Here is an 11,876-nt window from a genome sequence, read left to right as displayed (position 1 = left end):
GCGGTCGACCGCCTCGTCGACGGCCCGCGAGCCGGCTGAAACCCGCTGCCGAGGAACGCGGCGTGAAGCTCACCTACATGCCGTTCGTGATGAAGGCGATCGTCGCGGGACTGAAGGCGTACCCGTACCTCAACAGCGAGCTCCGCGAAGCGGACGAGGAGATCGTCTTGAAAAAGGAGTACCACCTCGGGATCGCCGTCGCGACCGACGCCGGGCTGATGGTCCCCGTCGTCGAGGACGTCGACGAGAAGGGGCTCTTCGAGCTGGCCGAGGCGGTCACGGACCGGGCGGCACGCGCCCGCGAACGGACGCTGAAGCCCGCCGAGATGAAGGGAAGCACCTTCTCGATCACCAACTTCGGGGCGATCGGCGGCGAGTACGCCACCCCGATAATCAACTACCCCGAGACCGCGATCCTCGGGCTCGGCGCGATCGAGGAGCGGCCAGTCGTCCGCGACGGCGAGGTCGTCGCGGCGCCGACGCTCCCGCTGTCGCTGTCGATCGACCACCGCGTGGTCGACGGCGCGGTCGCCGCCGAGTTCGCGAACACCGTCATGGAACACCTGGAAAACCCGCTGCTGCTCTTGAACGAATAATGGTCGTCGGAGACGTCACAACCGGAACGGAGGTACTGGTCATCGGGGCGGGCCCGGGCGGTTACGTCGCCGCCATCCGCGCCGCACAGGAGGGACTCGACGTGACGCTCGTCGAGAAGAACGCCTACGGGGGCGCCTGCCTCAATCGCGGGTGCATCCCCTCGAAGGCGCTCATCACTGGCTCGGGACTGGCGCACGAGGCGGGCACCGCCGAGTTCATGGGGATACACGCGGACCCCGCGGTAGACCTCGACAAGATGATGGCGTGGAAAGACGGCGTCGTCGACCGGCTCACCGGCGGCGTCGAGAAGCTCTGTAAGGCCAACGGCGTGAACCTCGTCGAGGGGACCGCGTCGTTCGTCGACGAGCACACCGTCCGCGTCGCCCACGGCGGCGACGGACAGGGCTCCGAGTCGATCGCGTTCGAGCACGCGATCGTCGCGACGGGGTCACGGCCGATCCAGATCCCCGGATTCGCGTTCGACGCGGAGCACGTCTGGAGCTCCGCAGACGCGCTCGCGGCCGACGCCGTCCCGGACCGGCTCGCGGTCGTCGGCGCCGGGTACATCGGGATGGAGCTGGCGACGACGTACGCCAAGCTCGGCACCGACGTGACGGTCGTGGAGATGCTCGACGACGTGCTCGACCCCTACGAGGACGACGTCAAACGGATCGTCCGGAAACGCGCCGAGGAGCTGGGCGTCGAGTTCCACTTCGGCGAGGGCGCGAGCGGGTGGTCCGAGGGGGGCGACGGCGGCTACGTCCTCCACACCGAGACGGAGGCAGGGGAGGAGTCGTCGTACCCGGCGGACAGGATCCTGGTCGCGGTCGGCCGGCGGCCGGTCACCGACGGGCTCGACGTAGAGAACGCCGGGATCGAGACGGACGACCGGGGGTTCATCGAGACGGACGACCGGACCCGTACCGCGGTCGAGCACGTCCACGCCGTCGGCGACGTCGCCGGCGAGCCGATGCTCGCGCACGCGGCGTCGAAGGAGGGGGTCGTGGCCGCCGAGGTGATCGCCGGCGAGCCCGCTGCGCTCGACCAGCGGGCGGTCCCGGCGGCCGTCTTCACCGATCCCGAGATCGGGACGGTCGGGATGACCGAGGCGGAAGCGGAGGCGGAGGGGTTCGACCCCGCGGTCGGCGAGATGCCGTTCAACGCCTCGGGGCGCGCGATGACGACCGGTCACACCGACGGCTTCGTCCGGATCGTCGCGGACGAGGAGACCGGGTTCGTGCTCGGCGGGCAGATCGTCGGCCCGGAGGCGTCGGAGCTGATCGCGGAGATCACGCTCGCGATCGAGATGGGTGCGACCCTGGAGGACGTCGCCGCGACGGTGCACACCCACCCGACGCTCGCGGAAGCGGTGATGGAGGCCGCGGAGAACGCGCGCGGGCAGGCGATCCACACGCTGAACCGGTGACGTTCCGGTTTCCGTGAGCGGAGGCCCCCGTATATACGAGCGGTCTGTTCCGACAGGCGGAGGAGGACGTGAAGTAGGAACGTCGCCGGTACAAGCGTTCGTGGACACACCCGGACGTTTAACGGTCTGGGTGGCGTCGGATCCCGGCGTGGCCAAGGAGTGGGACCCCGAGACCGTCTTCGACGTGTTCGGGCGTGAGGAGATACGACGGATCCTGGCGCTCGCCGACGAGGAACCGATGTCGGCGGAGGACCTCGCAGCGCGGTTGTCGGTGTCACAGCCGACGGTCTATCGCCGTATCGATGTCTGCCAGGAGTATGACCTCCTGGCCGAGGAGACGCGCATCGACGAGGAGGGCAACCACTACAAGGTGTACGAGACGACGCTCGAACGGATCTGCTTCGCGGTCGAGTCGGGCGGGTTCGACGTGAACATCGAACTCCGGCGGGAGATCGACGAATGACTGACGCGGCGGGGGACTTGGCGGTCTGAAGTCGCCGATCCGAACCGGATTCCGCCAGAACGTGGAACCGAGCGTCGAGTTTTTCCGCGTGATCCGTGTGAAATCTCACTCGACGGTTGTCGGTCGCTACAGCGCCTGAATCCCAGTCGGGGGTATAACTGTCCGGAACCGTGCACGTCCGAGTGGACACCATGTCGGTGCTCCAGACAGTAAAGGAGGCAGTCGGGCTTGACAACCACGACCCGGCCTTCCGGTGTGAAGAGTGTGGCAACGAGTTCGAATACAGCGATCCCGACTCCTACTGGTTCAGTTGCCCCGAGTGTGGCAACGACGACGAGGACGCGTTCACGTCGCTGTCGTGAACCACCTTCCTCGCGGCTTCGCTTCGGTCAACGATCGGGGAGCGTAGCGCCTACTTTCAGCGAAACCCGCGCGTCCCAACGTCGATAGCCGAATTTATATAGCGAGATAGAGTATATCGAGGGCGCCGGATCGACCGACTTTTTCGGTGCCCGCGGCTATCGGACGACATGGCCGACGAGTTCGACCCGGAGAAGTTCGAGGACAAGTACGTCCACTACTTCAACGAGCTGCAGCGGGCGTACAAGAACGCGTTCGAGCAGATGAACGATCGCTACGACTCGGAGCTGATCCACGGGATCGACCAGATGGTGCTCAACGAGTCCGAGCCGTTCTACGAGGACGGCGAGTTCCGCGTCGAACTCCCCGAGAACCCCCGCGAGCGGCTCCAGGGGGTCCTCGTCGACGACGAAACGTTCGCGACGATACTCGACGAGTACGTCGACCGGATCGAAGACGAGCTCTACCGGACGCTCGGCGTCGATCGACCGGAGTGACAGCCACCCGAACCAAAGGCATAAGCCCGCCGACCGCCAACTCTCGGGCATGAGCACGGACGCGACTGACGCGGACAACGACCTCCGCGAGCGGATCACGAACTTCCTGCGGCGCAACTTCCCGCAGATCCAGATGCACGGCGGGAGCGCCGCCATCAGCCACCTCGACCCCGAGAAGGGGGAGGTCACCGTCCAGCTCGGCGGCGCCTGCTCCGGCTGCGGTATCTCTCCGATGACGATCCAGGCGATCAAGTCCCGGATGGTCAAGGAGATCCCCGAGATCGAGACGGTCCACGCCGACACCGGTATGGACGCGGGCGCCGACGGTGATCTCGGCAGCACCGGCGGTGGCATGTCCCCCTCGTTCCCCGGCGAGACGACCGACGACGGGGACGACGAAGGGCCCCAGGCCCCCTTCTGACGGTCGGATCGCGTTCCGTTTTTGCTCTCTCCCCGCGTAGTCACGCGTCCTGCCGTTCGCCGTCGTAAATCAAAATAACGCTATATCAATTGGTTCAGTGGGCGATCCGCCGCGACTGAAGGCTTTTTGTCCCGGCGGGCGTTGACCGCGTCTATGCACCATCGCGAAGTCGAGTCCACGGCCGAGTACGTCGCGCGCTTCGAGACCGGCGCCGACTGGCGCGAGGAGATCGAGGCCCTCGCCCGGGCGGAAGACGTCGAGGCCGGCTGGTTCACGGCGCTCGGCGCGGTCCAGGACGCCGACGTCTGGTTCTACGACCAGGACGAAACCGAGTACCGGTCGGTCACGTTCGACGAGCCGCTGGAGGTCGCCGCCTGTGTGGGCAACGTCTCCCTGCTGGAGGGCGACGTGTTCGCGCACACACACGCCGTGCTGTCGCGGCCGAGCGGGCAGGCGCTCGCGGGCCACCTCGACTCGGCGACCGTGTGGGCGGGCGAGTGTCACCTGCGCGCGTTCGCGGAGCCGCTAGAGCGGTCGCACGATCCGGCCACCGACCTCGACCTATGGCTCTGAACCGGCACGGACGGCGATGAGACCCGCGGACGAGCGCTACTTCACCCGGATCGAAGAGCGGCTCGACGAGGCGTGGGCGGTCGCGGAGGCCGCCAAGGAGCAGGGTCGCGACCCGGAGCCGGAGATCGAGATCCCGGTCGCCCGCGACATGGCCGACCGCGTCGAGAACATCCTCGGCATCGACGGGGTCGCAGAACGCGTCCGCGAGCTGGAGGGGGAGATATCCCGCGAGGAGGCGGCGCTCGAGCTCGTCACCGACTTCGTCGAGGGGACCGTCGGCGACTACGACTCCCGGGCGGGCAAGGTCGAGGGGGCGGTCCGGACCGCCGTCGCGCTCCTCACCGAGGGGGTCGTCGCCGCGCCGATCGAGGGGATCGACCGCGTCGAGATCCTGGAGAACGACGACGGCACCGAGTTCGTCAACGTCTACTACGCCGGCCCGATCCGGTCGGCGGGCGGGACCGCGCAGGCGCTGTCCGTGCTCGTCGCCGACTACGCCCGGTCGCTGCTCGGCGTCGACGAGTACAAGCCCCGCGACGAGGAGATCGAGCGCTACGCCGAGGAGATCGACCTGTACGACAAAGAGACCGGCCTCCAGTACACGCCGAAGGACAAGGAGTCGAAGTTCATCGCCGAGCACATCCCGATCATGCTCGACGGCGAGGCGACGAGCGACGAGGAGGTCTCGGGGTTCCGCGACCTCGAGCGGGTCGACACCAACTCGGCCCGCGGCGGGATGTGTCTCGTCGCCGCCGAGGGGATCGCGCTGAAGGCCCCGAAGATCCAGCGGTACACCCGCGAGCTCGACGAGGTCGACTGGCCGTGGCTCCAGGACCTGATCGACGGCACGATCGGGACGGACGGCGCGGGGGATGGGGACGGCGGCGACGCTGCCGGAGACGACGCGAGTGAGGGCGACGACGATCCCACAGAGGCCGACGAGACGATCGCCGACGGCGACGGAGCGGACAAGGAGGGCGCCGCCGAAGACGGGGACGCGTTGACCGGTCCGCCCAGAGCGGAGCCCTCCCAGAAGTTCCTGCGGGACCTGATCGCCGGCCGTCCGGTCTTCACGCACCCGAGCGAGCCGGGCGGGTTCCGGCTCCGGTACGGACGCGCGCGTAACCACGGGTTCGCGACGGGGGGCGTCCACCCGGCGACGATGCACCTCGTCGACGACTTCCTCGCGGCCGGCACGCAGATCAAGACGGAGCGGCCGGGGAAGGCCCACGGGGTCGTCCCCGTCGACTCCATCGAGGGGCCGACGGTGCGGCTCGCGAACGGCGAGGTCCGCCGGATCGACGACCCCGAGGAGGCGAAGGCGGTGCGCAACGGCGTCGAGAAGGTGCTCGATCTCGGCGAGTACCTCGTCAACTACGGGGAGTTCGTCGAGAACAACCACCCGCTCGCGCCCGCGTCGTACGTGCCCGAGTGGTGGGTCCAGGAGTTCGAGGCGGCCGGCGCGGACGTGCAGGCGCTGCGGGACGATCCGCACGTCGACCTCGAACATCCCGCGGTCGACGAGGCGCTCGCGTGGGCGGACGAGTACGACTGTCCGCTGCACCCCGAGTACACCTATCTCTGGCACGACGTCTCGGTCGAGCAGTTCGAGGCGCTCGGTGGCGCAGTCGCCGCCGGCGACGTGGTCGAGGGCGTCCTCGCGATCGAGCGGACGGAGACGACCCGGGAGACGCTGGAGGCGCTCCTGGTCGAACACGCCGCCACCGCCGACGCGCTCCGGATCCCGGCCTGGCGGCCGCTGGCGCAGTCGCTCGGCGTGGACGACGGGCTCCGGAAGACGTGGGAGGACCTCTCGGAGGCGGCCCGCGAGTGGGACGGCGGCGAGAACGCCGTGAAGGCCGTCAACGAGGTCGCGCCGTTCGAGGTCCGCGAACGCGCCCCGACCCGGGTCGGCAACCGGATGGGCCGCCCGGAGAAGTCCGAGAGCCGCGACCTCTCGCCGGCGGTCCACACGCTGTTCCCGATAAACGAGGCCGGCGGCCCCCAGCGCGACGTCGCGGAGGCTGCGAACACGATGGACGACCGGGGGCGCCGCGGTCGGCTGGAGCTGGACGTCGCCGACCGGGTCTGCCCCGACTGCGGCGATCACACCTACCGGGCGCTGTGTCCCGGCTGCGAGACGCACACCGAGCCGCACTACGAGTGCGGCGACTGCGGGACCGTCTGCGAGCCCGACGAGGCCGGCCGCGTCGAGTGCCCGCGGTGTGAGTGGGAGGTGTCGGCCGCGACTCGCCGGGAGATCGACGTCAACGACGCGTACCGCTCCGCGTTGGCGGCCGTCGGCGAGCGCGAGGCCGCCTTCGAGATCCTGAAAGGCGTCCAGGGGCTCACCTCGCGGAACAAGACGCCCGAGCCGATCGAGAAGGGGGTTCTCCGGGCGAAAAACGGCGTCACGTCGTTCAAAGACGGGACGGTCCGCTACGACATGACCGACCTCCCCGTGACCGCGGTCCGTCCCGAAGAGCTCGACGTCACCGCCGATCACTTCCGCGAGCTGGGGTACGAGACCGACATCGACGGCGAGCCGCTGCGACACGACGACCAGCTGGTCGAGCTGAAAGTCCAGGACATCGTGCTCTCCGACGGCGCGGCCGAGCACATGCTGAAGACCGCCGACTTCGTCGACGACCTCTTAGCGCAGTTCTACGGGCTCGACCGCTTCTACGAGGTGAACGAGCGCGACGACCTCGTCGGCGAGCTTGTCTTCGGGATGGCCCCCCACACGAGCGCCGCAACTGTCGGGAGAGTCGTGGGTTTCACGTCGGCCGCGGTGGGATACGCTCATCCGTACTTTCACGCCGCGAAACGGCGGAACTGCTTCCACCCGGAGACGGAGATCTCGTACCGAGACGACGCGGGATGGCACCGCGAGACCATCGAGGCCTTCGTCGAGGATCGACTGGACGATCCTGAGACCGACGACTTCGGAACGCTCGTCGACGAACTCGACGGCAACGTCGAGGTCCCTTCGATCGACGAAGACGGAAATAGGTCGACCCAGGCGGTGAACGCCGTCTCGAAACACCTGAGCCAAGATCATCTCGTTCGGGTCGAGACCCGGCGTGGGCGTTCGATTCGCGTAACGCCTGACCACACGATGCTGCGAGTCGCGGACGGAGGCGTTCAACAGATCACCGCGAACGAACTGGAGGTCGGCGATTCGGTTCCAGCGACGGCTCTCCGCCCGGAGATATCGGCGGGCACTACTGCCGACGTGACGGCGGACGGAGGGATCGAAACGGATGTAGTTGCCTCGATCGACTTTCTCGAAAGCGACGTTGAGCACACCTACAATCTCACGGTCGCCGAGACACACACGCTTGTGGCGAACGATTTACTGGTCGCCCAGTGTGACGGGGACGAGGATTGCGTCATGCTACTTATGGACGGACTGCTCAATTTCTCGAAAGAATACCTTCCCGATCAACGCGGTGGAAGCGTCTCGGAGGATTCCCGACTTGTTGCCCGCGATCCGCAGGGGCGGATCCGATACCTCACGTTCGATGAGTTCTGGAACGAACTTGGATCACCCATCGAGATCGACGGGAAGTTTAAAAAGCGAACCTGTGTGCGAGAGGGATGGCAGACGTACACTTTCGACGAGAATCACAAGTCGAGCCTCCAGCCGATCGAGAAGGCAATTCGATACCGCGCCGACAAGGATGAAACACTGCTCAAAGTAGAGACGCAGTTTGGTCGCTCGCTCGACATCACACCGAACCACAGCCTGTTCCGGTACAATGACGGTATCGAGGAAGTTGCCGGTGATGATCTCAAACCTGGAGACCTCGTCGTCGCACCAAAACAACTAGATGTCGAACCACAGGCGGGAACCGTCGTTGACGTCGCCGAGTGTGTCGACGATCCATACGTGTTTATCGACGAATCGGTGGAATCGTATCTCCGTGAGGTGTGGGACGACTCGGCGTGGGGGAGTGACGCGCGCGCTGCCTTCGACGGCGGACTCTCCTACCGCCTCTCAAAAAAGAAAGTTGCCCTGCGAACTCTCCGCGAGATCGAAGGGGTATCACGAAACTGGCGTGCCGAGTTGAACCCACAGATCGGCCGAAAAGGGTCTTCGAAGGGAATTTCACGGTTCATTCCGATGAACGACGACTTTTCGTGGCTTCTCGGACTGTTCGCCGCTGAGGGCTCGACCTCGTCCGTTCGACCGACGATCACCAATGCCGACGAGGAGATCGTTCGACAGACGGAGCGTATCATCAAAGACACGCTCGGTGTCGAGCCGTCGGTACGGTGGTCGAACAAGGCATACGAAATCGGATTCCCGGCCGTGTTCGAGGATGTCCTCTTTGAACTGGGATTCCGTGACGAGGAGTCCTACGACTCGAGTGAGAAGATCGTCCCCGAGCCGATTCGACGCGGGGACCGATCGACGGTGCGATCGTTCCTACGTGGATTTATCGTCGGAGACGGGAGTGAAACAAGCGACGACAACCAGACGACGATCGCGTTCCACACGACGAGTGAAGACCTCAAAGACGGGATCGTGTTCCTGCTACACCGACTCGGTATCGTCGCGAACGTCTCGACACGCGATCGAGAACCGCCTCGGCAACGGATCTACACCATCACCGTCTCTGGCGGTGCCTCGGACAATCCGCTTCGACGTGTCCTCGACGGCGAAGACCCGTACCAGCCGAAGAGCCTCACGGTCAGCATCCCGGAGGAACTCCTCGAAATCCGGCAGATGGACATCCCAGACATCACCGAAACCATTCCGAAATACCTCAAACGACGTGAGAATATTAGTCTCGAACAGCTAGAGTCGATCGTCGAGACCCTTGATGAACATGACCTCCCTGTCACCGCGCGCGAGAAGCTTGAGACGATTCGCCCGCTCGTTGACGGTGACCTCGCATACCTCCGGGTCACCGACATAGATTCCGTCGAGTACGACGGCCACCTCTACGACTTACAAGTCGGCGGAGAACCGGTCTTCACCGCGGACTGGCTATACGCTCACAACTCTATGGACGCACCCCTGGTCATGTCCTCGCGGATCGACCCCTCGGAGATCGACGACGAGGCGCACAACATGGACATCGTGCGCGAGTATCCGCTAGAGCTGTACGAGGCGTCGCGGGAGCTGGCGGATCCGGGCGAGGTGGAAGACCGGATCCAGCTCGGCGAGGACACGCTCGACACGGACGACGAGTACCGCGGGTTCGACCACACCCACGACACCACCGACATCGCGATGGGACCGGACCTGTCGGCGTACAAGACGCTGGGCGACATGATGGAGAAGATGGACGCGCAGCTGGAGCTGGCCCGGAAGCTGCGCGCGGTCGACGAGACGGACGTCGCCGAGCGCGTGATCGAGTATCACTTCCTGCCGGACATCATCGGGAACCTCCGAGCGTTCTCCCGGCAGGAGACGCGGTGTCTCGACTGCGGCGAGAAGTACCGCCGGATGCCGCTCACGGGCGACTGCCGCGAGTGCGGCGGCCGGGTGAACCTCACCGTCCACGAGGGCTCCGTGAGCAAGTACGTCGACACCGCGATCGAGGTCGCCGAGCGGTTCGGCTGTCGGCCCTACACGAAACAGCGGCTGAAGGTGTTAGACGAGTCGCTCGAGTCGATCTTCGAGGACGACACCAACAAGCAGTCGGGCATCGCGGACTTCATGTGACGTGGCGGTGGCGTCGCCGGCGGCAGCGCCGCCGGCTGCAAGCGAGAGCTTCGCTCCCGCCCCGCGCTCCGGTGAGCGTCCGCTCGCGTGCCGGCCTCCCTTTCCTCGTCAGTCCTCGAACTCGGTGAGTTCGGGGTCGGTCTCCGGGTCGACCGCGTCGCGGGTTTCGAGGTAGGCGTCCCGGTACCGCCAGATCTTCCGCAACAGGACGTACCCGAAGGCCCCCTGGAAGACGAGGACGAACCCGAAGAGCGTGATCACCGACGGGAGACCGGTGAAGTACGAGACGATGCCCGTGATCGGACCGACGAGCGTGTTGTACAGCGCGTGGATCAGCGCCGCCAGCACGAGCCCCTTGACCACGATCGGGCCGCGGTCGCCGGGGTTGAACTTCGCGAGCCCGAGGTAGTAGCCCGCATACGCGGAGTAGACGACGTGACCCGGCCCCGCGAGCGCCCGGAGGGCCGTGATCCCGTCGCCGGCGCCGAGCGCCGCGATCCCGAGCGTCAGATCGGCCAGCTCGACCGACTGCGCGATGTACACGAGGTTCTCGATGACCGCGAACCCCAGTCCGGCGATCGCGCCGTACACCGCGCCGTCGATGACGGCGTCGAACCGGTCGTCCGTGTACGCGTACAGCCGGACCGCGAGCAGCTTCACCGTCTCCTCTATCGGGCCGACGATGACGAAGAAGAAGACCACCATTCCGAGGAAGCCGAACGGCTGGAAGAACGGCTGTGCGACGCTGTTGAGAACCGCGGCGAACGTCGCGGTGAGGATCGACAGCAGGAACGTCGCCACGAGCAGCGAGAGCGGCTCTCCCGTCGTGACGTCGGAGACGTACACGTACGCGGCGAGCCCCAGCGCCGGGATCGCCGAGAGGCCGACGAGGACGGCGACCGCGGGATCGAAGACGAGTCCGAGCCCGAACGACCCGAGGATCGCGAGCAGCCCGAGCAGCGCGACGAAGACCACGAGCGCCTTCGTCGAGCGGGTGATGAGCCAGTACAGCGCGACCGCGAGCCCGTCGAGCGAGGTTCGTTCCTCCCACGTGGCGATGTCGTAGAGGTCGCGGTCGTCGTCGGAGCGCGACTCGACCGGGTCCGATCGGGGTGGCATGGGGACGGATTCGGACCGCGGCCACTTAATCGGTAGCAGGGCGGACGGCGGCGACGAGCGAAGCGGACGGCGACGGCCGAACGAGGCGGACGACGGCAACCGGGCGGGGTGGACGGACCGCGACCGCGAGCCGACAGGATTGAGGCGGCGGGCCGCGTTGTGACGGACATGCACTTCGACGCACGGACCCAGCGGGCCCTCCGCGAGGCGGGCCTCGACGCCGACGAGATCGTCGCGATATCCGACCGCGTCGCCGACCTCGTCGCGGCCGACGCGGACCGGATCGCCGACTTCTTCGCGGCCGACGGCCCGTTCTACTCCGACATGGAGACGGCACACAGCACGGCCGCGGTCCAGTCGCACCCGACGGCCGACGTCGACCTGTTCACGCACGGGAGCGAGCTCCGCGGGTACCTCTCGCTCGACGGGTGGGGCGTCCCCGTCGAGGGCGGGCGGGTGCTGCGGACGGCCGCGGACGACAAGGAAGACGATACCGCCGAGAACGCCGCCAGCGAGGGCGCTACCGGCGAGACCGGCACCGATCCCGCGCCTCCGACCCTCGTCGAGCTCTCGCTCGGCCCGACGGTTCACGACCGGGTTCGGTTCGCGCGCGACCGCGACGAGCTATGAGCCCGGCCGTCCGCGTTCGCGGCATCTACGCCACGGCGCTTACGCGGCTCCTGCTCGCGGCCGGTCACGACGTCGTCGACGCGTCTCCGCCGATCCGACGGCGGTTCGACGCC

Annotated in this window: 11 protein-coding genes; 10 read left to right on the top strand and 1 reads right to left on the bottom strand. The window is 66.8% G+C overall.

What is annotated here, in order from left to right; genetic code table 11:
- From GJ633_RS09180 to polC, 8 genes are all read left to right on the top strand, one after another.
- Positions 1-596: 2-oxo acid dehydrogenase subunit E2 (locus GJ633_RS09180; protein ID WP_197431306.1), on the top strand; the 596-nt coding region annotated here is incomplete at its 5' end.
- Positions 596-2,023 (top strand): dihydrolipoyl dehydrogenase, encoded by a 1,428-nt coding sequence (lpdA, locus tag GJ633_RS09175; RefSeq protein ID WP_156588577.1) that lies wholly within the window; start codon positions 596-598, stop codon positions 2,021-2,023. The genes GJ633_RS09180 and lpdA, both read left to right, overlap by 1 nt.
- A 148-nt stretch (positions 2,024-2,171) precedes the next feature.
- Positions 2,172-2,486 (top strand): helix-turn-helix domain-containing protein, encoded by a 315-nt coding sequence (locus GJ633_RS09170; RefSeq protein WP_156588576.1) that lies wholly within the window; start codon positions 2,172-2,174, stop codon positions 2,484-2,486.
- Positions 2,487-2,668: 182 nt separating this feature from the next.
- Positions 2,669-2,848 carry a zinc ribbon domain-containing protein gene (locus GJ633_RS09165; protein WP_156588575.1) on the top strand — a complete coding sequence of 60 codons (180 nt, stop codon included), beginning with the start codon at positions 2,669-2,671 and terminating at the stop codon, positions 2,846-2,848.
- A gap of 168 nt (positions 2,849-3,016) precedes the next feature.
- On the top strand, positions 3,017-3,343 hold the full coding sequence (locus tag GJ633_RS09160; protein WP_156588574.1) for a DUF5783 family protein: 327 nt from the start codon (positions 3,017-3,019) through the stop codon (positions 3,341-3,343).
- Positions 3,344-3,392: 49 nt separating this feature from the next.
- A complete protein-coding gene (locus GJ633_RS09155) occupies positions 3,393-3,764 on the top strand; it encodes a NifU family protein (protein ID WP_156588573.1) in 372 nt (123 codons plus the stop codon).
- A gap of 153 nt (positions 3,765-3,917) precedes the next feature.
- A complete protein-coding gene (locus GJ633_RS09150; protein WP_156588572.1) occupies positions 3,918-4,337 on the top strand; it encodes a PPC domain-containing DNA-binding protein in 420 nt (139 codons plus the stop codon).
- Positions 4,338-4,353: 16 nt separating this feature from the next.
- On the top strand, positions 4,354-10,014 hold the full coding sequence (polC, locus tag GJ633_RS09145) for a DNA polymerase II large subunit (RefSeq protein ID WP_156588571.1): 5,661 nt from the start codon (positions 4,354-4,356) through the stop codon (positions 10,012-10,014).
- A gap of 108 nt (positions 10,015-10,122) precedes the next feature.
- Here polC and GJ633_RS09140 read toward each other — a convergent pair whose 3' ends face one another.
- Entirely contained in the window at positions 10,123-11,133 is a 1,011-nt protein-coding gene (locus GJ633_RS09140) for a PrsW family intramembrane metalloprotease (protein WP_156588570.1), read from the bottom strand.
- Here GJ633_RS09140 and GJ633_RS09135 point away from each other — a divergent pair.
- Together GJ633_RS09135 and GJ633_RS09130 are read left to right on the top strand one after the other, a co-directional pair.
- Complete coding sequence (locus tag GJ633_RS09135; protein WP_156588569.1) at positions 11,132-11,296, top strand: hypothetical protein; 165 nt, start codon at positions 11,132-11,134, stop codon at positions 11,294-11,296. The genes GJ633_RS09140 and GJ633_RS09135 overlap by 2 nt on opposite strands.
- Before the next feature lie 5 nt (positions 11,297-11,301).
- Positions 11,302-11,763 (top strand): hypothetical protein, encoded by a 462-nt coding sequence (locus GJ633_RS09130; RefSeq protein ID WP_156588568.1) that lies wholly within the window; start codon positions 11,302-11,304, stop codon positions 11,761-11,763.
- The last annotated feature ends 113 nt before the right edge of the window (positions 11,764-11,876 follow it).

Source organism: Halorubrum sp. CBA1125 (assembly GCF_009742825.1).
Taxonomy (GTDB): Archaea; Halobacteriota; Halobacteria; order Halobacteriales; family Haloferacaceae; genus Halorubrum.
The sequence above is the reverse complement of the archived record's forward strand: the minus strand, read 5'-3'. Positions and strand labels throughout refer to the sequence as shown.

Bases quoted from the DNA above. Each gene is read 5' to 3' on its own strand.
- GJ633_RS09155 (WP_156588573.1), top strand. From the start codon at position 3,393: ATGAGCACGGACGCGACTGACGCGGACAACGACCTCCGCGAGCGGATC.
- GJ633_RS09130 (WP_156588568.1), top strand. From the start codon at position 11,302: ATGCACTTCGACGCACGGACCCAGCGGGCCCTCCGCGAGGCGGGCCTC.
- lpdA (WP_156588577.1), top strand. From the start codon at position 596: ATGGTCGTCGGAGACGTCACAACCGGAACGGAGGTACTGGTCATCGGG.
- GJ633_RS09150 (WP_156588572.1), top strand. From the start codon at position 3,918: ATGCACCATCGCGAAGTCGAGTCCACGGCCGAGTACGTCGCGCGCTTC.
- GJ633_RS09140 (WP_156588570.1), bottom strand. From the start codon at position 11,133: ATGCCACCCCGATCGGACCCGGTCGAGTCGCGCTCCGACGACGACCGC.
- GJ633_RS09135 (WP_156588569.1), top strand. From the start codon at position 11,132: ATGGGGACGGATTCGGACCGCGGCCACTTAATCGGTAGCAGGGCGGAC.
- GJ633_RS09160 (WP_156588574.1), top strand. From the start codon at position 3,017: ATGGCCGACGAGTTCGACCCGGAGAAGTTCGAGGACAAGTACGTCCAC.
- polC (WP_156588571.1), top strand. From the start codon at position 4,354: ATGAGACCCGCGGACGAGCGCTACTTCACCCGGATCGAAGAGCGGCTC.